The organism is Variovorax sp. E3 (assembly GCF_016082275.1).
In the GTDB taxonomy this organism is placed as follows: domain Bacteria; phylum Pseudomonadota; class Gammaproteobacteria; order Burkholderiales; family Burkholderiaceae_C; genus Variovorax.
In genome coordinates, this window is the sequence record NZ_MOWM01000008.1 from 76,197 (window position 1) to 96,796 (window position 20,600).

Sequence of the window (20,600 nt, forward strand, 5' to 3'; positions counted from 1 at the left end):
TCCGCCGGCCGCCCTTACGCCGGGCGGGAGGCGAGCAACGCGGCCAGGTCGTCCCGCGTGGGCCACGTCACCGTCTTCCACGGGCTGCGTTCGCTCGCGAGCAGCTTTTCCGTCACCGAGGCCAGCAGCTTGCGCCCGACGAAATTGCTGCCCGGCGCCTCGCGCTCGCCCAGTAGGAAGCTGCGGGCGTAGTCGTCCCAGCCGCTGAAGCGCTCGATCGCCAGTTCGACCGCTGGCACCAGCCATTCGAGCGCTTTTGTGGGTTCGACATGGCCCACGGCCGCCGCGCCCGTGGCGAGGTGGGCGGCGCGGCCGATCCAGAGCGCCAGGTCGCCGTCATTGGCCTGCGTGGCGAGCTCGCCGACGATCGTCGCCACCGTGGCCTCCGCACTCTCTTCGTCCGTGACCGAAAAATCGCGGTCCAGCAGTTTCTTCCAGGGGGCGATCTCTTTTCGGGGATGCCGATGCACAGCAGGTGCACCGCGCTGCGCTTCATTTCCTCGGCATCCCGCAGGTCGGACGCGAAGGTCTCGCGGTACACGGCGGCCAGCGCCACGGCAAAGTTCTCGAAGCGGGACGAGGCCGCGAGCCGGGCCTCCAGCGGGGCATTGCCCTCCTGCTGCTTGGCCTCGCGTTCGGCGGCTTCCTGCGCCAGTTCGGCCTTTCCCTCCGCCATCCCTTCCTTCACCGAGTCGATCAATTCCTTGAAAAGCTTGAACATTCGCGGTTCCCTCCAGGTATTTGTAAACGGGCCGCTTAGGATACAAGTCTCGAGCGTCAACCCAACCCATGGCCCCATGGCCCGTCTCCCCCGTCTCACACTGGCCGACATGCCGCACCACGTGATCCAGCGCGGCAACAACCGCCAGCCGATCTTCGTGGACCGGGCGGACCACGAAAAGCTGCTCGCCCTGCTGGCCGAGAACGCCGTGCGCTTCGGCGTCGCGCTGCACGCCTATGTGCTGATGGACAACCACTTCCACCTGCTGGCCACGCCCAGCAGCACCACCGGCCTGCCGCAGTTCATGCAATCGGTGGGGCGCAGCTACGTGCGCTACTTCACGACCGCCACGGTCGCAGCGGCACCCTGTGGGAAGGGCGCTACAGGTCGACGCTGATCCAGACCGATCGCTACCTGCTGACCTGCATGGCCTACATCGACCTGAACCCGGTGCGCGCCGGCATGGCGGTCGATGCGCGCGACTTCCCGTGGTCCAGCCACGGCCACTACGCCGGCCTGCGGCACGACAAGCTGCTGACGCCGCACCCGCTGTACTGGGAGCTGGGCAATACGCCGTTTGCGCGTGAGGCCGCCTACGTCGAGTTGGTGCGCGGCGGCGTGCGAACGGCCGATCAGGCCACGCTGACCGAGGCCACGCTGCGTGGTTGGGCGGCCGGCGACGAAGATTTTCTGGGGACGCTGCAGAAGTCCACGGAGCGTCGCGTGGTCAAAGCCAAGGCCGGCCGGCCGCCTTCCAGCGGTACTTCCTGAGCGCAGGGCGGCGCCAAGCCTTTGCCTGCAAAGGATCTTTTGCTCGCATTTTTAATGTGTCCCTAATTAAATTCCGATAAGAAAACTCAACATTTAATTCGAATCTGACCCCTATTAAAGTGTTTGGCATTCTTTGTGCATCGCAATATGCTCCCTTTCCCTGCGAAAACTGAAGGAGCGCGCCCATGACGACGGCTGCCGAGATTCAACATCTCCAAGAACACGGTCTGTATTCCGGTGCCGACGAGCACGACGCCTGCGGCGTCGGCTTCGTTGCACATATCAAGGGCGAAAAAAGCCATGCCATCGTGCTGCAGGGCTTGAAGATCCTCGAAAACCTCGACCACCGCGGCGCAGTGGGCGCCGACAAGCTGATGGGCGACGCGCCGGCATCCTGATCCAGCTGCCCGACCACCTGTACCGCGAAGAAATGGCCAAGCAGGGCGTCACGCTGCCCCCGCCGGGCGAGTACGGCGTCGGCATGATCTTCCTGCCGAAGGAACACGCCTCGCGCGAAGCCTGCGAGCAGGAGATGGAACGCGCCATCAAGGCCGAAGGCCAGGTGCTGCTGGGCTGGCGCGACGTGCCCGTGAACCGCGACATGCCCATGTCGCCCACCGTGCGCGAAAAGGAACCGCTGCTGCGCCAGGTCTTCATCGGCCGCGGCAACGACGTGATCGTGCAGGACGCGCTGGAACGCAAGCTCTACGTGATCCGCAAGACCGCCAGCGCCAACATCCAGCGCCTGAAGCTCAAGCACAGCAAGGAATACTACGTTCCCAGCATGTCGAGCCGCACCGTGGTCTACAAGGGGCTGCTGCTCGCCGACCAGGTCGGCACCTACTTCATGGACCTGCAGGACAAGCGCTGCATCTCGGCCCTGGGCCTGGTGCACCAGCGCTTCTCCACCAACACCTTCCCCGAGTGGCCGCTGGCCCACCCGTACCGCTACGTCGCCCACAACGGCGAAATCAACACGGTCAAGGGCAACTACAACTGGATGAAGGCGCGCGAGGGCGTGATGTCCTCTCCCGTGCTGGGCGCTGACCTGCAGAAGCTCTACCCCATCAGCTTCGCGGGCCAGTCCGACACCGCCACCTTCGACAACTGCCTCGAGCTGCTGACGATGGCCGGCTACCCCATCAGCCAGGCCGTGATGATGATGATTCCCGAGCCCTGGGAACAGCACGCCACCATGGACCCGCGCCGCCGCGCGTTCTACGAATACCACGCCGCCATGCTCGAGCCGTGGGACGGCCCCGCATCGATCGTCTTCACCGACGGCCGCCAGATCGGCGCCACGCTCGACCGCAACGGCCTGCGCCCCTCGCGCTACTGCGTGACCGACGACGACCTGGTCATCATGGCCTCGGAGTCGGGCGTGCTGCCCGTGCCCGAGCAGAAGATCGTGCGCAAGTGGCGCCTGCAGCCCGGCAAGATGTTCCTGATCGACCTCGAACAGGGCCGGATGATCGACGACGAGGAGGTCAAGTCCAACCTCGCCAACAGCAAGCCCTACAAGCAGTGGATCGAGAACCTGCGCATCAAGCTGGACAGCGTCAAGGCCGAACCCGTGTCCGCGCCGCTGTCGCAAGTGGCTTTGCTCGACCGCCAGCAGGCCTTCGGCTACACCCAGGAAGACATCAAGTTCCTGATGAGCCCGATGGCGCAAGCCGGCGAAGAAGGCATCGGCTCCATGGGCAACGACAGCCCGCTGGCCGTGCTCTCGAACAAGAACAAGCCGCTGTACAACTACTTCAAGCAGTTGTTCGCGCAAGTGACGAACCCGCCGATCGACCCGATCCGCGAAGCGATCGTGATGTCGCTGGTGTCCTTCATCGGCCCCAAGCCGAACCTGCTGGACATCAACCAGGTCAACCCGCCGATGCGGCTCGAAGTGAGCCAGCCCATTCTCGACTTCGCCGACATGGCGAAGCTGCGCGACATCGGCAAGTACACGCAAGGCAAGTTCAAGAGCTATGCGCTCGACATCACCTACCCGCTCGCGTGGGGTGACGAAGGCGTCGAAGCCAAGCTGGCTTCGCTGTGCGCCGAAGCGGTGGACGCCATCAAGGGCGGTCACAACATCCTGATCATCAGCGACCGCGGCGTGAGCCCGACGCAGGTGGCCATTCCCGCCGTGCTGGCCCTGTCGGCGGTGCACCAGTACCTCGTTCGCGAAGGCCTGCGCACCACGGCAGGCCTGGTGGTCGAGACCGGTTCGGCGCGCGAAGTGCATCACTTCGGCGTGCTCGCGGGCTACGGCGCCGAAGCCGTGCACCCGTACCTGGCCATGGAAACGCTCACGGCCATGCACGCCGATCTGCCGGGCGACCTGAGCGCCGACAAGGCGGTCTACAACTACGTCAAGGCCATCGGCAAGGGCCTGTCGAAGATCATGTCGAAGATGGGTGTCAGCACCTACATGAGCTACTGCGGCGCCCAGCTGTTCGAAGCCATCGGCCTGAACAGCGAGACGGTGAGCAAGTACTTCACCGGCACCGCCAGCCGCGTGGAAGGCATCGGCGTCTTCGAGATCGCCGAGGAAGCCATCCGCATGCACAAGGCCGCCTTCGGCGACGACCCGGTGCTCGCCAGCATGCTGGACGCCGGCGGCGAATACGCCTGGCGCACGCGCGGCGAAGAGCACATGTGGACGCCCGACGCCATCGCCAAGCTGCAGCACAGCACGCGCTCCAACAACTGGAACACGTACAAGGAATACGCGCAGCTCATCAACGACCAGAACCGCCGCCACCTCACGTTGCGCGGCCTGTTCGAGTTCAAGATCGATCCCGCCAAGGCGATCCCGGTCGACGAGGTCGAGGCTGCCGCCGAAATCGTCAAGCGCTTTGCGACCGGTGCGATGTCGCTGGGCTCCATCAGCACCGAGGCGCACTCGGTGCTCGCCGTGGCCATGAACCGCATCGGCGGCAAGAGCAACACCGGCGAAGGCGGCGAAGACCCCGCGCGCTACCGCAATGAACTCAAGGGCATCCCGATCAAGCAGGGCGACACGCTCAAGAGCGTGATCGGCGCGGCCAACGTCGAGGTCGACATGCCGCTGCGCGACGGCGACTCGCTGCGTTCGCGCATCAAGCAGGTCGCGTCGGGCCGCTTCGGCGTCACGGCCGAGTACCTGCATTCGGCCGACCAGATACAGATCAAGATGGCGCAGGGTGCCAAGCCGGGCGAGGGCGGTCAACTGCCGGGCGGCAAGGTCACCGAGTACATCGGCAAGCAGCGTTATGCCGTGCCGGGCGTGGGCCTCATCTCGCCCCCGCCGCACCACGACATCTATTCGATCGAAGACCTGGCCCAGCTGATCCACGACCTGAAGAACACCGCGCCGCACGCCAGCATCAGCGTGAAGCTGGTGAGCGAAATCGGCGTCGGCACCATCGCGGCCGGCGTGGCCAAGTGCAAGAGCGACCACGTCGTGATCGCCGGCCATGACGGCGGCACGGGCGCCTCGCCCTGGTCGTCGATCAAGCACGCGGGCAGCCCGTGGGAAATCGGCCTGGCCGAAACGCAGCAGACGCTGGTGCTCAACCGCCTGCGCAGCCGCATCCGCGTGCAGGCCGACGGCCAGATGAAGACCGGTCGTGACGTCGCCATCGGCGCGCTGCTGGGCGCCGACGAGTTCGGCTTTGCCACGGCGCCGTTGGTGGTCGAGGGCTGCATCATGATGCGCAAGTGCCACCTGAACACCTGCCCGGTGGGCGTGGCCACGCAAGACCCGATCCTGCGCAAGAAGTTCTCGGGCAAGCCCGAGCACGTCGTCAACTACTTCTTCTTCGTCGCCGAAGAGGTGCGCCAGATCATGGCCCAACTGGGCATCCGCAAGTTCGACGACCTGATCGGCCGCGCCGACCTGCTCGACATGCGCAAGGGCATCGAACACTGGAAGGCCTCGGGCCTCGATTTCAGCCGCCTGTTCGCGCTGCCGAACGTGCCGGCCGACGTGGCCCGCTTCCATGTCGAGAGCCAGGACCACGGCCTGGAACGCGCGCTGGACGTCAAGCTCATCGAGAAGTCGCGTCCCGCCATCGACAAGGGCGAGAAGGTGCAGTTCATCGAGGTGGCGCGCAACGTCAACCGCTCGGTGGGCGCCATGCTCTCGGGCGCGCTGACCAAGGTGCATCCGCAAGGCCTGCCCGACGACTCGATCCGCATCCAGCTCGAAGGCACGGGCGGCCAGTCGTTCGGCGCCTTCCTGGCACGCGGCATCACGCTGTACCTGATCGGCGACGCCAACGACTACACCGGCAAGGGCCTGTCGGGCGGCCGCGTGGTGGTGCGCCCCAGTCTCGACTTCCGGGGTGAAGCCGTGCGCAACACCATCGTCGGCAACACCGCGCTGTACGGCGCGACCACCGGCGAGGCCTACCTGTGCGGCGTGGCCGGCGAACGCTTCGCGGTGCGCCTGTCGGGCGCCACGGCGGTCATCGAAGGCACCGGCGACCACGGTTGCGAATACATGACCGGCGGCACGGTGGCCGTGCTCGGCAAGACGGGCCGCAATTTCGCGGCCGGCATGAGCGGCGGCGTGGCCTTTGTCTACGACGAAGACGGCCAGTTCGCTTCGCGCTGCAACCTCTCGATGGTGTCGCTCGACAAGGTGCTGACCTCGGCCGAGCAGATCGCCAGCGTGCATCGCAAGATCTGGCACGGCGGCGAGACCGACGAAGCCCAGCTGAAGAAGCTGCTCGAAGAGCACCACCGCTGGACCGGCAGCAAGCGCGCGCGCGAGCTGCTCGACACCTGGCCCGTGTCGCGCACGAAGTTCGTGAAGGTGTTCCCGAACGAATACAAGCGCGCGCTGGCCGAGCTGCACGACCGCAAGGTCGAGCTCACGAGCAGCGGCAACAACGCACACGTCGGCCTCGAGCCGCACGCGCTGGTCGCACCGGCCGCCGTTTGAAGATCAACCAAAACACAAAAGAAGCCCCAGTCGCACCTCACTCTTGAAACCGTCACATCCCTTTGGGGAAACATCGCGGAACCGGCTTTGCCGGGCCGCAGATGTTGCCCCCTTGAGGGGGAGGCGGCGACACGAAGTGAGCAAGCAACGGGGGTGTGAAAGGATTCACGATGGGAAAGATCACCGGCTTCATGGAGCATGAGCGCGTCGAAGAGGGCTACAAGCCCGTCGACGAACGCGTCAAGCACTACAAGGAATTCGTCGTCGGCCTGAACACCGATCAGGCAAGGTGCAGGGCGCGCGCTGCATGGACTGCGGCACGCCGTTCTGCAACAGCGGCTGCCCGGTCAACAACATCATTCCGGACTTCAACGACCTGGTGTACCGCAACGACTGGCAGAACGCCTTCGCGGTGCTCGACTCGACCAACAACTTCCCCGAGTTCACCGGCCGCATCTGCCCCGCGCCTTGCGAAGCAGCCTGCGTGCTGAACGTGAACGACGACGCGGTGGGCATCAAGTCGCTGGAGCACGCGATCATCGACCGCGCCTGGGACGAAGGCTGGGTGGCGCCGCGCGTCGCCAAGCACAAGACCGGCAAGAAGGTCGCGGTGGTGGGCGCGGGCCCGGCCGGCATGGCGGCGGCGCAGCAACTGGCGCGCGCCGGCCACGACGTGACGCTGTTCGAGAAGAACGACCGCATCGGCGCCTGCTGCGCTACGGCATTCCCGACTTCAAGATGGAGAAGACGCACATCGATCGCCGCGTCGAGCAGATGAAGGCCGAAGGCGTGGTGTTCCGCACCGGCGTGATGATCGGCGCCGCCAAGGACCCGTTGGGCAAGGGCTCCAAGGTCACGAACCTGGCCAAAGAAACGATCACGCCCGAGCAGCTGCAGAAAGACTTCGACGCCGTGCTGCTGACCGGCGGTGCCGAGCAGTCGCGCGACCTGCCGGTGCCCGGCCGCGATCTCGACGGCATCCATTTCGCGATGGAGTTCCTGCCGCAGCAGAACCGCGTCAACGCAGGCGACAAGGTCAAGGGCCAGCTGCGCGCCGACGGCAAGCACGTCATCGTCATCGGTGGCGGCGACACCGGCTCCGACTGCGTGGGCACCAGCAACCGCCACGGCGCCGTGAGCGTCACCCAGTTCGAACTGATGCCGCAGCCGCCCGAGGAAGAAAACCGCCCCATGACCTGGCCCTACTGGCCGGTCAAGCTGCGCACCAGTTCCAGCCATGAAGAAGGCTGCGAGCGCGAGTTCGCGATCTCCACCAAGGAGTTCATCGGCGAAAAGGGCAAGGTCACCGGCCTGAAGACCGTTCGCGTCGAATGGAAGGACGGCAAGATGCAGGAAGTGGCCGGCAGCGAGCAAGTCCTCAAGGCCGACCTCGTGCTGCTGGCCATGGGCTTCATCAGCCCCGTGGCCACCGTGCTCGATGCCTTCGGTGTCGAGAAGGACGCACGCGGCAACGCCAAGGCGAGCGTCGACTTCATCGGCGGCTACGTGACCAATGTGCCCAAAGTGTTTGCCGCCGGCGATATCCGTCGCGGTCAATCGCTTGTCGTGTGGGCAATTCGCGAAGGCCGTCAAGCGGCGCGTTCGGTGGACGAGTTTTTGATGGGATTCAGCGACTTACCGCGCTGATTTTTGTTTCAATTTCGGAGCGCTCGCGCGGCCCCGTTATCATCCGCTGCAAAACCGCATGCCGGGATGCTTGAAAGAGCGCCCGGCTTTTTTATTGAGATGGACCCAGCCACACAGCCACATCCTTTCGTAGAGTTTCGCGACGTCACGTTCGGCTATGGCGCGCGCGCGATCCTCGACGGCGTTTCTTTCTCCGTACCGCGCGGCAAGGTGACGGCGCTCATGGGCGCATCGGGTGGCGGCAAGACCACGGTCTTGCGATTGATCGGCGGACAGCAGCGCGCGCAGCGCGGCGAAGTGCTGTTCGACGGTCAGGACGTCGTCAGGTTCGACGCCCCGGCGCTCTATGCGGCGCGGCGTCGCATGGGCATGCTGTTCCAGTTCGGCGCGTTGTTCACCGACATGACCGTGTTCGACAACGTGGCCTTTCCTCTGCGCGAACACACGCAACTCTCCGAAGCGCTGGTGCGCGACATCGTGCTCATGAAGCTCGATGCGGTGGGCCTGCGCGGCGCGCGCGACCTGATGCCCAACGAGGTGTCGGGCGGCATGGCGCGGCGCGTGGCGCTGGCGCGTGCCATTGCGCTCGACCCCGACCTCGTGATGTACGACGAGCCCTTCGCGGGCCTGGACCCGATCTCGCTCGGCACCGCCGCGCGGCTGATCCGCCAGCTCAATGACACGCTGGGTCTCACGAGCATCATCGTGTCGCACGACCTGGAAGAAACCTTCCGCATCGCCGATCACGTGATCATTCTGGCCAACGGCGGCATCGCCGCGCAGGGCGCGCCCGACGAGGTGCGCCACAGCAGCGACCCGCTGGTGCATCAGTTCGTGAACGCCTTGCCCGACGGGCCTGTGCGCTTTCACTATCCGGGCGTCAGCATCGAAGCCGATTTCGGCAATGTCGAAGGGGGCCGTTCATGAGTTGGTGGAAGCCCGCCGATGTCGGCTACGCCGTGCGCCGCCATCTGGCCAATGTGGGCCATGGCGCGAAGCTCTTCATGCGCCTCGTCGGTCCTGGCGCGCAGATCATGCGGCGCTTCGGGCTGGTGCGCGACCAGATCCATTTCCTGGGCAACTACTCGCTGGCCATCATCGGCGTGTCGGGCCTTTTCGTGGGCTTCGTGCTGGGCCTGCAGATGTACTACGCGCTGCAGCGCTACGGGTCTTCCGAAGCGCTGGGCCTGCTGGTCACGCTGAGTCTCGTGCGCGAACTCGGCCCCGTGGTGGCGGCGTTGCTGTTCACCGGCCGCGCCGGCACCTCGCTCACCGCGGAGATCGGTCTCATGAAGGCCGACGAGCAATTGAGTGCCATGGAAATGATGGCGGTCGACCCGGTGCAGCGCATCCTCGCGCCGCGCTTCTGGGCCGGCGTCATCACGATGCCCTTGCTCGCGGCGGTCTTCAGCGCGGTCGGCATCATGGGCGGCTACGTGGTGGGCGTGCTCATGCTGGGCGTCGACCCGGGCGCGTTCTGGGGCCAGATGCAGGGCGGCGTCGACGTATGGCGCGACGTCGGCAACGGCGTCATCAAGAGCATCGTCTTCGGCTTCACCGTGACCTTCATCGCGCTGCTGCAGGGCTACGAAGCCCAGCCCACGCCCGAAGGCGTGTCGCGCGCGACCACCAAGACCGTGGTCACGGCGTCGCTGGCGGTGCTGGGGCTCGATTTCCTGCTCACCGCCATGATGTTCAGTATCTAAAAGGGGCGGCCCCATCGTTCTAGACAGAGAGTGCAAACCATGCAACGTTCCAACAACGACATCTGGGTCGGCCTGTTCGTGCTGATCGGCGCGGCGGCATTGCTGTTCCTCGCGCTGCAGTCGGCCAACCTGCTGAGCCTGAATTTCCAGAAGACGTATTCGGTGACTGCGCGCTTCGACAACATCGGCGGCCTGAAGCCGCAAACCGCGATCAAGAGCGCGGGCGTGGTGGTCGGCCGCGTGGAGTCCATTGCCTTCAACGACAAGACCTTTCAGGCCGACGTCACACTGGCATTGCAAAACCGTTACAGTTTTCCCAAGGACAGCTCTCTGAAGATCCTGACCAGTGGCCTGCTCGGCGAGCAGTACATCGGGATCGAGGCGGGCGCCGACGACAAGAACCTGCAGGCAGGCGACACCATCACCGCGACCCAGTCGGCCGTGGTGCTGGAGAACCTGATCAGTCAGTTCCTGTACAGCAAGGCGGCGGAAGGTAATACCTCCACGCCCGCCACAGCCAGCAAAAAATGAAAACACGATCAAATCTGTCAATTGCTATGAAAAACATAGCTGGTAGCGCGCGCTGGGCAAGTGCCGCAGCGGTGTTCGCGCTCATGGCCGGATGCGCAACGGGCCCCAACGCCAACCCGGCCGACCCGCTCGAGCCGTTCAACCGCGGCGTCTCGCGCTTCAACGACGGCGTCGACGACGCGGTGCTCATTCCCGCCGCCACCGCCTACCAGAAGGTATTGCCCTCGATGGTGCGTACCGGCGTGAACAACTTCTTCGGCAACATCGGCGACGTCTGGAGCCTGGCCAACAACGTGGCCCAGCTCAAGCTGCAGGGCAGCGCCGAGACCTTCATGCGCCTGAACGTCAACACCTTCTTCGGACTGGGCGGCCTGCTCGACGTCGCGAGCGAGGCGGGCATCCAGCGCCACGAAGAAGACTTCGGCCAGACGCTGGGCTACTGGGGCGTGGGCCCTGGCCCGTACATCGTGCTGCCGCTGCTGGGCTCGTCGACCCTGCGCGACACCGCCGCCAAGCCGCTGGACTTCTACGGCGACCCGCTGAACCACGTGCACGACATCCCGTGGCGCAATTCGCTGACCGTGCTGCGCGTGGTCGATACGCGCGCGCAGTACCTGCGTGCCAGCCGCCTGCTCGGCGACGCCGCGCTGGACAAGTATTCGTTCACGCGCGACGCGTTCCTGCAGCGCCGCCGCAGCCAGGTCTACGACGGCAATCCGCCGGACGACGGCAGCGGAAAGTAAAAAGGGTGGCCCGCGGGAGGGAAGCCTGCTTGCATCCGGTTGCAAGGCTTCACCTGCGGGACAGGAACCCGGTCGGCCCCGCGCCGCTCGAATCCGTTTCTGTCTCAGCACATCGCTTTCCCGACGTGCTTCGCGGATTTTCAAATTTGATTGAGGGACTCTCCATGAACATCAAGACCTTGCAACGACGCGATATCGGCCGCCTGGTGCTGGCCGGCGCCGTGCTGTTCGGCGCCGCCGTTGCCTTCGTGCAGCCCGCGCGCGCCGCCGACGAAGCGCCCGACGCGCTCGTCAAGCGCCTGTCGACCGACGTGCTGGAAACCATCAAGTCCGATCCGACCATCAAGTCGGGCGACGTCAACAAGATCATGTTGCTGGTCGACAGCAAGATCATGCCCAACGTCAACTTCCAGCGCATGACGGCTTCCGCCGTCGGCCCGGCCTGGCGCACCGCCACGCCCGAGCAGCAAAAGCGCCTGCAGGACGAGTTCAAGACCCTGCTGGTGCGCACCTACGCCGGCGCGCTCGACCAGGTGACCGACCAGTCCGTCACCATCCGTCCGTTCCGCGGTTCGCCCAGCGACACCGACGTGCTGGTGCGTACCGAAGTCAAGGGCCGTGGCGACCCGGTCCAGCTCGACTACCGCCTCGAAAAGACCCCCGGCCAGGGCGCCGGCTGGAAGGTCTACAACCTGAATGTGCTGGGCGTGTGGCTGGTCGACACCTACCGCACCCAGTTCTCGCAGGAAATCAATGCCCGCGGCATCGACGGCCTGATCGCCGCGCTGGCCGCGCGCAACAAGGGCAACGGCAAGGGCTGAGAGGCAGCGCGCGATGCTGGTCCTGCCCACCCGACTCACCCATGACGAGGCCCCCGCCTGCATGCGCATGCTGCAGCAGGGGCTGAAGGGCCAGACCGATTCGTCGTCCACCGTGGTGGACGCGACCGCGCTGGCGCAGTTCGATTCGTCGGCGCTGGCCGTGCTGCTGGAATGCCGCCGCGAGTCGAGCGCGCTGGGCCGGGGCTTCTCGGTCAAGGGCCTGTCGCCGCGCCTGCGCGAGTTGGCGGCCCTGTACGGCGTTGCGGGCCTTTTGCCGGCCGCCCCCTGAGCGTTGGCCCCCGGCTTTTCACTTCGCTTCGCTGCGTGTAATTCGCCACCCCCCGAGGGGGAGGCGCGGTTCGCCTTGGGGCGGCCCGACGGCGGCCGCATGAGGGCATCGAGCCGCTGCGCGGCAGCTTTCGGACTCGCCCCGTAAAATCGCGGGCTCCCATGCCCGCGATCTCATTCCAATCGGTCTCCAAGACCTACCCCCCCTCCAGACAGCAGAAAGCCCAAGGCAAACAAGGGCTGAAGGCGGTCGACGAGGTCAGCTTCCAGATCGAGCCGGGCGAGTTCTTCGGCCTGCTCGGCCCGAACGGCGCCGGTAAAACCACCCTGATCAGCATGCTCGCGGGGCTCTCGCGCCCCACGTCCGGCGCCATCAGCGTGCACGGTTTCGACGTCCAGCGGGACTACGGCGAGGCGCGGCGCCAGCTGGGCATCGTGCCGCAGGAGCTGGTGTTCGACCCCTTCTTCAACGTGCGCGAGTCGCTGCGCATCCAGTCGGGCTACTTCGGCATCAAGAACAACGAAGCCTGGATCGACGAGCTGCTGCAACGCCTGGGCCTGGCCGACAAGGCCACGGCCAACATGCGTCAGCTCTCGGGCGGCATGAAGCGCCGGGTGCTGGTGGCGCAGGCGCTGGTGCACAAGCCGCCGGTGATCGTGCTCGACGAGCCCACGGCCGGCGTCGACGTCGAGCTGCGACAGACGCTCTGGCAGTTCGTCGCCAGGCTCAACAAGCAGGGCAGCACCGTGCTGCTGACCACCCATTACCTTGAAGAGGCCGAGGCGCTGTGCAGCCGCATCGCGATGCTCAAGCTGGGCAAGGTGATTGCGCTCGACCGCACCAGCGAGCTGCTGAAGTCGGCCGCGAGCAATGTGCTGCGCTTCAAGACCGACGCCATGCTGCCGTGGGCCATTGCCCAGCATGCGCGCATCACCGGGCGCATCGTGCAACTGCCCGCGCAGAACGCCCATGAAGTCGAACAACTGCTGGCCGCGATCCGCGAAGCCGGCGTCGCGGTGGAAGACGTGGAAATGCGCAAGGCCGACCTGGAAGACGTGTTCATCGACTTGATGGCCGGCGAGCAGACTCCCCTGGAGGTGGCGCGATGATGGCCGTCACGGGTTGGCGCGCGCTGCTCTACAAGGAGACGCTGCGCTTCTGGAAGGTGGGCTTCCAGACCGTGGGCGCGCCGGTGCTCACCGCGCTGCTGTACCTCATGGTGTTCGGCCACGTGCTCGAAGGCCGCGTGACGGTCTACGGTACGGTCGGCTACACGGCCTTCCTGGTGCCCGGCCTCGTGATGATGAGCGTGCTGCAGAACGCCTTCGCCAACAGCTCGTCGTCGATCATCCAGAGCAAGATCATGGGCAACCTGGTGTTCGTGCTGCTCACGCCGCTGTCGCACTGGGGCTGGTTCCTGGCCTACGTGGGCTCGTCGATCATCCGCGGGCTGGCCGTGGGGCTGGGCGTGTTCGTGGTCACCATCTTCTTCGCCGTGCCCGATTTCGTGGCGCCGGTCTGGATCTTCGTGTTCGCGCTGCTGGGTGCGGCCATGCTGGGCACGCTGGGCCTCATCGCCGGGCTCTGGGCCGAGAAGTTCGACCAGATGGCGGTGTTCCAGAACTTCCTGATCATGCCCATGACCTTCCTGTCGGGCGTGTTCTATTCGATTGGTTCCCTGCCGCCGTTCTGGCAGAAGGTGAGCCACCTGAACCCGTTCTTCTACATGATCGACGGCTTTCGCTACGGTTTCTTCGGCGTGAGCGACGCTTCGCCCTGGCTCAGCCTGGGCATCGTCGGCACCGCCTGGCTGGTCGTGAGCGCCATTGCCGTCCACCTGCTGCGAATCGGCTACAAAATCAGAGGCTGAGTCATGGCTCTCCCCCCTCTTCGCGCACTTCGTGTCGCTTCGCCAACCCCCTTCCGGGGGCAACGCCGGCGGCCCGGCAAAGCCGGTTCCGCAGCGTTTCCCGATAAATTACCAATCCCATGACCGCCGAACAACTCCAGGCCCTGATCCAGTCCCATCTCCCGTGCGAGCACATCACGCTCGAGGGAGACGGCCGACATTGGTACGCCACCATCGTCTCGGCCGAATTCGAGGGCAAGCGCGCCATCCAGCGCCATCAACGGGTCTACGCCACCCTCGGTGCGAAAATGCACACCGACGAGGTGCATGCGCTTTCGATGAAGACCTACACGCCGGCCGAATGGGCGGCGGTGGAAAAATAACGTTTCGCCCCTCCCGGGGCCCCTGATTTCGCTGGAACTTCGATGGACAAACTTCTGATTCGCGGCGGGCGAGAGCTCCGCGGCGAAGTACTCATTTCCGGCGCCAAGAACGCCGCGCTGCCCGAGCTGTGCGCGGCGCTGCTGACCGACCAGCCCGTGGTGCTGCATAACGTGCCGCGCCTGCAGGACGTGTCGACCATGCTCAAGCTGGTGCGCAACATGGGCGTGACCGCCGAGCGCGACGACAACGGCACCGTGCGCCTGAACGCCGCCGACCTGACCAATCCCGAGGCGCCGTACGAACTCGTGAAGACCATGCGCGCCTCCGTGCTGGCCCTGGGCCCGCTGCTGGCGCGCTTCGGCCATGCCAAGGTGTCGCTGCCCGGCGGCTGCGCCATCGGCTCGCGGCCGGTCGACCAGCACATCAAGGGCCTGCAGGCGATGGGCGCAGAGATCGTGGTCGACCACGGCTACATGGTGGCCAGCCTGCCGGCGGGCCGCACGCGGCTGAAGGGCGCGCGCATCCTGACCGACATGGTCACCGTCACGGGCACCGAGAACTTCCTCATGGCTGCCGCGCTGGCCGAGGGCGAGACGCTGCTCGAGAACGCCGCGCAGGAGCCCGAGATCGTCGACCTGGCCGAAATGCTGATCCGCATGGGCGCGAAGATCGAAGGCCACGGCACCAGCCACATCCGCATCCAGGGCGTCGAGAAGCTGCACGGCTGCGAACACGCGTGGTGGCCGACCGCATCGAGGCCGGCACCTTCCTGTGCGCCGTCGCGGCCACGGGCGGCGAGGCCTTTTTGCGCCACGCGCGCGGCGACCACATGGACGCCGTGATCGACAAGCTGCGCGATGCCGGCTGCACCGTCACGCCCGAGAAAGACGGCGTGCGCATCAGCTCCAAGGGCCCGGCCTACGAACACCTGAAGGCGCAGAGCTTCAGCACCACCGAATACCCGGGCTTTCCGACCGACATGCAGGCCCAGTTCATGGCGCTGAACGTCATTGCGCGCGGCGCCTCGATGGTCACCGAGACCATCTTCGAGAACCGCTTCATGCACGTGAACGAGATGGTGCGCCTGGGCGCGACCATCCACGTCGAAGGCAAGGTCGCGATGGTCGAGGGCGTGCAGCAGCTGTCGGGCGCCACCGTGATGGCCACCGACCTGCGCGCCTCCGCCAGCCTCGTCATCGCCGGCCTCGTGGCCGAGGGCGAGACGCTGGTCGACCGCATCTACCACCTGGACCGGGGCTATGACCGCATGGAATCGAAACTGCGCGGCCTGGGTGCCGACATCGAACGCGTGACGGGAGCCGCCGCATGATCACGCTCGCTCTCTCCAAAGGCCGCATCTTCGAAGAGACGATGCCCCTGCTGGCCGCCGCCGGCATCGAGGTCACCGAAGACCCCGAGAAGTCGCGCAAGCTGATTCTGGAGACCACCCGCCCCGACGTGCGCGTGGTGCTGGTGCGCGCGTCCGACGTGCCCACCTACGTGCAGTACGGTGGTGCCGACCTCGGCGTGACCGGGCTCGACGTGCTGCTGGAGAACGGCAACCAGGGCATGTACCAGCCGCTCGATCTGCGCATCGCCGCTTGCCGCCTGAGCGTGGCCGTGCGCGCCGACTACGACTACGCCTCGGCCGTGAAGCAGGGCTCGCGCCTGCGCGTGGCCACCAAGTACGTGGGCCTGTCGCGCGACTTCTTCGCCAGCAAGGGCGTGCACGTCGACCTGATCAAGCTCTACGGCAGCATGGAACTGGCGCCGCTCACGGGCCTGGCCGACGCCATCGTCGACCTGGTCTCGACCGGCAACACGCTCAAGGCGAACCACCTCGTCGAGGTGGAACGCATCATGGACATCAGCGCCCGCCTGGTGGTCAACCAGGCCGCGCTGAAGCTCAAGCGCGAGCCCATTCGCCGCATCATCGACGCGTTCGCGTCGGCCATTCCCTCCGCCTGAAATCCACGAACCTCACGCACATGACTCTGAAAGCAGCCCCCGCCCGACTGTCCACGACTTCAGCCAGCTTCGACGCTGAATTCAAGGCGCGGCTGCATTGGTCCGCGGACGACGACGCGGCCATCGAGAAGGTCGTGGCCGACATCCTCGCCGACGTGCAAAAGCGCGGCGACGAGGCGGTGCTGGAATACACCAACCGTTTCGACAAGCTGGACGCGAAGACGTTGCCCGAGCTGGAGCTCACGCAGGCCGAGCTGAAGGCCGCGTTCGAATCGCTGCCTGCCGTTCAGCGCGATGCGCTCGAAGCCGCCGCGCGCCGCGTGCGCAGCTATCACGAGGCCCAGAAGAAGGCCAGCGGCGAGAGCTGGAGCTACCGCGACGCCGACGGCACGCTGCTCGGCCAGAAGGTCACGCCGCTCGATCGCGTGGGCATCTACGTGCCGGGCGGCAAGGCCGCCTACCCGTCGAGCGTGCTCATGAACGCCATTCCGGCGCACGTGGCGGGCGTGGGCGAAATCATCATGGTCGTGCCGACGCCCAAGGGCGAGAAGAACCCGCTCGTGCTGGCCGCCGCCTATGTGGCCGGCGTGACGCGCGGCTTCACCGTCGGCGGCGCGCAAGCCGTGGCCGCGCTGGCCTACGGCACCGCCACCGTGCCCGCCGTCGACAAGATCACCGGCCCCGGCAACGCCTACGTGGCCGCCGCCAAGCGCCGCGTGTTCGGTACCGTGGGCATCGACATGATCGCGGGCCCGAGCGAGATCCTGGTGCTGGCCGACGGCAGCACCCCGCCCGAGTGGGTGGCCATGGACCTGTTCAGCCAGGCCGAGCACGACGAGCTCGCCCAGAGCATCCTGCTGTGCCCCGACGCCGCCTACATCGATCGCGTGCAGGCCGAGATCGACCGCCTGCTGCCGACCATGCCGCGCGCCGAAATCATCGCCGCCTCGCTCAACGGCCGCGGCGCGCTGATCCACACGAAGAGCATGGAAGAGGCCTGCGAGATCAGCAATCGCATCGCCCCCGAACACCTCGAGGTGAGCAGCAGCGAGCCCAATCGCTGGGAACCGCTGCTGCGCCACGCCGGCGCGATCTTCCTGGGCGCCTTCACCAGCGAGAGCCTGGGCGACTATTGCGCCGGTCCGAACCACGTGCTGCCCACCAGCGGCACGGCGCGTTTCTCGAGCCCGCTGGGCGTGTACGACTTCCAGAAGCGCTCCAGCCTGATCGAGGTCAGCGAGGCCGGCGCCCAGGTGCTGGGCCCGATCGCCGTGACGCTGGCCGAAGGCGAGGGCCTGCAAGGGCACGCCGAAGCCGCCCGCATGCGCCTGCGTAAGATCTGAGGCTCCACAAACCCTCCGGGAGGAGCCAGCAAGATGATCGATCGTCTCTATCGTTCGCGCCTGTTCAAGTTCGCCACGGGCCTCGTTGCCGGTGCCGCGTTGCTCGCGGCCTGCAGCCAGATGCCGCAGACAGCCACCACCAGCACCGCGCCCAGCGCCGCCGCACCCGCGCCGCGGCTCGGCACGCAGTGGGGCGAGGGGCTGGAGTCGAGACCCGCACGGTCGCGGCCAAGCGCCTGTCCGAGCAGCCCGACGACGTGGCTTCGCTGGGCTACAACGAAGCCTCGACCGTGCGCCGCGCGGTGGGCGCCAATCCTGAGCGCCGCCTGAACCTGCTGCTGGCCGACGGCGACGTCGAATGGTCGGTGCTCGACGAGAGCGGCAACCCGCTGCCGCTGCAGCGCGCCCGCCGTGGCAGCGGCGGCGACGACACGTTCCGCCTGGCCGGCGTCGAGGGCTCGCGCTACACGCTGCGCTTTCGCAACCTCAGCGAGCGCAGCTACGAGGTGATCGCCACGGTCGACGGCCTGGACGTGCTCAACGGCAAGCCCGGCAGCCTGCGCAACGGCGGCTACGTGCTGCGCCCGATGCAGGCCCTGACCATCGAGGGCTTCCGCAAGAGCCAGAACGAGGTCGCGGCCTTCCGCTTCGCCACGCCCGGCCGCGCCTACGCCGCGAACACCGAGGCCGGCGACGTGCGCAACATCGGCGTGATCGGCGCCGCGCTGTTCGAGCTCGAAGAGCGCGACGCACCGCGCCGCCCGCGTCGCGACGCTTCGCCGTCGCAGCCGAGCGCCTTCCCGGCCGACGGCAGCTACGCGCCGCCGCCGCGCTACCGCCAGTGACGCCGCAGCCATGAAACGTGCCGCCTTCCTGCTGCTCGCGCTGGCCGCCGCCGGCGCGCAGGCCATGAGCATCCGCGAACTGCGCACGCTCGAGGCCGGCGAGAAGGACGGCAAGGCCTACGCCAGCTACTACCTCGTGGGCGTGCTCGAAGGCCTGCGCGAAGGCGTCGAATCGTCGCAGCGCAACGGGCAGAAGCCCGTGTTCTGCGTCGAGGGCCGCCGCCTCGAACCCGCCATGGCGCGCTCGCTCTACCAGACCGAACTGACCCGCAACGCCGACAGTTACGAAGCCGACATGCCCGTGCAACTGGTCATGGCCGCGCCCTGAAAAACAGCTACCGCTGCACCCGATGACCGCTCCAGAATCCGCCCGCCCGCCGCTCGACCGCATCCGCCCCGACGTGCGGTCCATGCATGCCTATGCGGTGCAGGACGCGCGCGGCTTCATCAAGCTCGACGCGATGGAAAACCCCTTCGGCCTGCCGCCCGCGCTGCAGGCGAGCTGGGCGCACGGCTGGGCGCGCTGGCGCTCAACCGCTACCCGGGCGACCGCGGCGCCGACCTGCAGCGCGCGCTGGCCGCCCACGCGCAGATGCCCGAAGGCTTCTCGCTGATGCTGGGCAACGGCTCCGACGAACTGATCTCGCTGCTGGCCATTGCCTGCGACCTGCCCGGCGCGACCGTGCTGGCGCCCGTGCCCGGCTTCGTCATGTACGCCATGAGCGCGCAGCTGCAGGGCCTGAAGTTCAGCGGCGTGCCGCTCACGGCCGACTTCGAGCTCGACGAGGCCGCCATGCTGGCCGCCATCGCGCGCGAGAAGCCCGCCATCGTCTACCTGGCCTACCCGAACAACCCGACCGCCAACCTGTGGGACGACGCCGTCGTCGAGAAGATCGTCGAAGCCCAGGGCGCGCAAGGCGGGCTGGTCGTCATCGACGAGGCCTACCAGCCTTTGCCGCCCGCAGCTACATCGACCGGCTGGCGAAGCACCGCCACGTGCTGCTGATGCGCACGCTCAGCAAGTTCGGCCTGGCCGGCATCCGCCTGGGCTACCTCATGGGGCCGGCCGCGCTGGTCGCGGAAATCGACAAGGTGCGCCCGCCGTACAACATCAGCGTGCTGAACTGCGAGTGCGCGCTGTTCGCGCTGGAACACACCGCGGTGTTCGAGGCCCAGGCCCGCCAGATCCGCGAGGAGCGCGAGCGCCTGATGACGGGGCTCGGCCGCCTGCCGGGCGTGAAGACCTGGCCCAGCGACGCCAACATGATCCTTTTGCGCGTGCCCGATGCCGCCAAGACCTTCGAAGGCATGAAGGCTCACGGGGTTCTTGTGAAGAACGTTTCTAAAATGCACGAACTGCTCGCAAATTGCCTGCGCCTGACCGTCGGAACGTCCGACGAGAACGCGCGGATGCTCGCGGCGCTCGAAGCCTCACTATGACCACCCCACAGCCCGCCGACCGCATCGCGTCGGTCACCCGCAATACCGCCGAAACGAAGATCACCGTCAGCGTCAACCTGGACGGCACCGGCAAGGCCAAGCTGGCCACCGGCATCGGCTTCTTCGACCACATGCTCGACCAGATCGCCCGCCACGGGCTGATCGACCTGGACATCGACTGCCAGGGCGACCTGCACATCGACGGCCATCACACGGTGGAAGACGTCGGCATCACGCTCGGCCAGGCCGTGGCCAAGGCCATCGGCGACAAGAAGGGCATCCGCCGCTACGGCCACGCCTATGTGCCACTCGACGAGGCCCTGAGCCGCGTCGTCATCGACTTCTCGGGCCGCCCGGGGCTGGTGATGCACGTGCCCTTCACCAGCGGCATGATCGGCGGCTTCGACAGCCAGCTCACCTACGAGTTCTTCCAGGGCTTCGTGAACCACGCCTTCGTCACGCTGCACATCGACAACCTCAAGGGCGTCAATGCGCACCACCAGTGCGAGACGGTGTTCAAGGCCTTCGCCCGCGCCATGCGCGGCGCGCTCGAGCTCGATCCCCGCTCGGTCGGGGTGATTCCATCGACCAAGGGTTCGCTCTGAAACTCCCCGGCGA

Annotated in this window: 18 protein-coding genes and 5 pseudogenes; 21 read left to right on the top strand and 2 right to left on the bottom strand. The window is 66.5% G+C overall.

Features of this window, described 5'->3' with window-relative positions:
• Window positions 1-14: 14 nt before the first annotated feature.
• Window positions 15-470 carry a DUF1266 domain-containing protein gene (locus BMG07_RS43995; RefSeq protein ID WP_198083629.1) on the bottom strand — a complete coding sequence of 152 codons (456 nt, stop codon included), beginning with the start codon at window positions 468-470 and terminating at the stop codon, window positions 15-17.
• 5 nt (window positions 471-475) lie between these two features.
• Between BMG07_RS43995 and BMG07_RS44000 the strand changes: the two genes are divergently transcribed.
• The 17 genes and pseudogenes from BMG07_RS44000 (at window position 476) to hisD (ending at window position 17,697) form a co-directional block, all read left to right on the top strand.
• Window positions 476-760, top strand: coding sequence for a hypothetical protein (locus BMG07_RS44000; protein WP_198083630.1), 285 nt, complete (start codon window positions 476-478; stop codon window positions 758-760).
• 37 nt (window positions 761-797) lie between these two features.
• Window positions 798-1,492 (top strand): annotated as a pseudogene (locus BMG07_RS05060) (transposase).
• 185 nt (window positions 1,493-1,677) lie between these two features.
• Window positions 1,678-5,273: pseudogene (locus tag BMG07_RS05065) on the top strand (glutamate synthase-related protein); the annotation flags it as partial.
• A gap of 333 nt (window positions 5,274-5,606) precedes the next feature.
• Window positions 5,607-6,416, top strand: a complete 810-nt coding sequence (locus BMG07_RS41515; protein ID WP_269758666.1) for a hypothetical protein — start codon at window positions 5,607-5,609, stop codon at window positions 6,414-6,416.
• Between the two features lie 170 nt (window positions 6,417-6,586).
• A pseudogene (locus BMG07_RS05070) lies at window positions 6,587-8,063 on the top strand (glutamate synthase subunit beta).
• Window positions 8,064-8,129: 66 nt separating this feature from the next.
• Window positions 8,130-8,990, top strand: coding sequence for an ABC transporter ATP-binding protein (locus BMG07_RS05075; protein ID WP_198083631.1), 861 nt, complete (start codon window positions 8,130-8,132; stop codon window positions 8,988-8,990).
• On the top strand, window positions 8,987-9,769 hold the full coding sequence (mlaE, locus tag BMG07_RS05080; protein WP_198083632.1) for a lipid asymmetry maintenance ABC transporter permease subunit MlaE: 783 nt from the start codon (window positions 8,987-8,989) through the stop codon (window positions 9,767-9,769). The genes BMG07_RS05075 and mlaE overlap by 4 nt, the downstream gene beginning before the upstream one ends.
• Before the next feature lie 39 nt (window positions 9,770-9,808).
• Window positions 9,809-10,300 carry an outer membrane lipid asymmetry maintenance protein MlaD gene (gene mlaD / locus BMG07_RS05085; protein ID WP_198083633.1) on the top strand — a complete coding sequence of 164 codons (492 nt, stop codon included), beginning with the start codon at window positions 9,809-9,811 and terminating at the stop codon, window positions 10,298-10,300.
• Between the two features lie 26 nt (window positions 10,301-10,326).
• Window positions 10,327-11,043: a VacJ family lipoprotein gene (locus BMG07_RS05090; protein WP_198083634.1), complete on the top strand. Its 717-nt coding sequence runs from the start codon at window positions 10,327-10,329 to the stop codon at window positions 11,041-11,043.
• A 164-nt stretch (window positions 11,044-11,207) separates the two neighbouring features.
• Window positions 11,208-11,864, top strand: a complete 657-nt coding sequence (locus BMG07_RS05095; RefSeq protein ID WP_198083635.1) for a phospholipid-binding protein MlaC — start codon at window positions 11,208-11,210, stop codon at window positions 11,862-11,864.
• Between the two features lie 13 nt (window positions 11,865-11,877).
• Window positions 11,878-12,153, top strand: coding sequence for a lipid asymmetry maintenance protein MlaB (locus tag BMG07_RS05100; protein WP_198083636.1), 276 nt, complete (start codon window positions 11,878-11,880; stop codon window positions 12,151-12,153).
• Between the two features lie 161 nt (window positions 12,154-12,314).
• Window positions 12,315-13,262, top strand: a complete 948-nt coding sequence (locus BMG07_RS05105) for an ABC transporter ATP-binding protein (protein WP_198083637.1) — start codon at window positions 12,315-12,317, stop codon at window positions 13,260-13,262.
• Window positions 13,259-14,023, top strand: coding sequence for an ABC transporter permease (locus BMG07_RS05110; protein ID WP_198083638.1), 765 nt, complete (start codon window positions 13,259-13,261; stop codon window positions 14,021-14,023). The genes BMG07_RS05105 and BMG07_RS05110 overlap by 4 nt, the downstream gene beginning before the upstream one ends.
• Window positions 14,024-14,142: 119 nt before the next feature.
• A complete protein-coding gene (locus BMG07_RS05115; RefSeq protein WP_007835251.1) occupies window positions 14,143-14,385 on the top strand; it encodes a BolA family protein in 243 nt (80 codons plus the stop codon).
• Between the two features lie 42 nt (window positions 14,386-14,427).
• Window positions 14,428-15,716: pseudogene (gene murA, locus BMG07_RS05120) on the top strand (UDP-N-acetylglucosamine 1-carboxyvinyltransferase).
• Complete coding sequence (gene hisG / locus BMG07_RS05125) at window positions 15,713-16,354, top strand: ATP phosphoribosyltransferase (protein ID WP_099795302.1); 642 nt, start codon at window positions 15,713-15,715, stop codon at window positions 16,352-16,354. The pseudogene murA and the gene hisG overlap by 4 nt, the downstream one beginning before the upstream one ends.
• A gap of 20 nt (window positions 16,355-16,374) precedes the next feature.
• A complete protein-coding gene (hisD, locus tag BMG07_RS05130) occupies window positions 16,375-17,697 on the top strand; it encodes a histidinol dehydrogenase (RefSeq protein WP_198083639.1) in 1,323 nt (440 codons plus the stop codon).
• A 47-nt stretch (window positions 17,698-17,744) separates the two neighbouring features.
• Here the strand turns inward: hisD and BMG07_RS41520 are convergent, their stop codons facing one another.
• Entirely contained in the window at window positions 17,745-17,882 is a 138-nt protein-coding gene (locus BMG07_RS41520; RefSeq protein WP_269758660.1) for a hypothetical protein, read from the bottom strand.
• A 3-nt stretch (window positions 17,883-17,885) separates the two neighbouring features.
• Between BMG07_RS41520 and BMG07_RS05135 the strand changes: the two genes are divergently transcribed.
• The 4 genes and pseudogenes from BMG07_RS05135 to hisB all read left to right on the top strand — a co-directional run bounded on the left by BMG07_RS05135 (window position 17,886) and on the right by hisB (window position 20,587).
• Window positions 17,886-18,542, top strand: a complete 657-nt coding sequence (locus BMG07_RS05135) for a hypothetical protein (protein ID WP_269758661.1) — start codon at window positions 17,886-17,888, stop codon at window positions 18,540-18,542.
• Between the two features lie 10 nt (window positions 18,543-18,552).
• The gene (locus tag BMG07_RS05140) at window positions 18,553-18,870 is read left to right on the top strand and encodes a hypothetical protein (RefSeq protein WP_269758662.1); all 318 of its coding nucleotides are present in this window, start codon (window positions 18,553-18,555) and stop codon (window positions 18,868-18,870) included.
• A gap of 22 nt (window positions 18,871-18,892) precedes the next feature.
• Window positions 18,893-19,982, top strand: a pseudogene (hisC, locus tag BMG07_RS05145) (histidinol-phosphate transaminase).
• Window positions 19,979-20,587 carry an imidazoleglycerol-phosphate dehydratase HisB gene (gene hisB, locus BMG07_RS05150; protein WP_198083640.1) on the top strand — a complete coding sequence of 203 codons (609 nt, stop codon included), beginning with the start codon at window positions 19,979-19,981 and terminating at the stop codon, window positions 20,585-20,587. Before hisC ends, hisB begins: the two are co-directional and overlap by 4 nt.
• Window positions 20,588-20,600 lie beyond the last annotated feature (13 nt).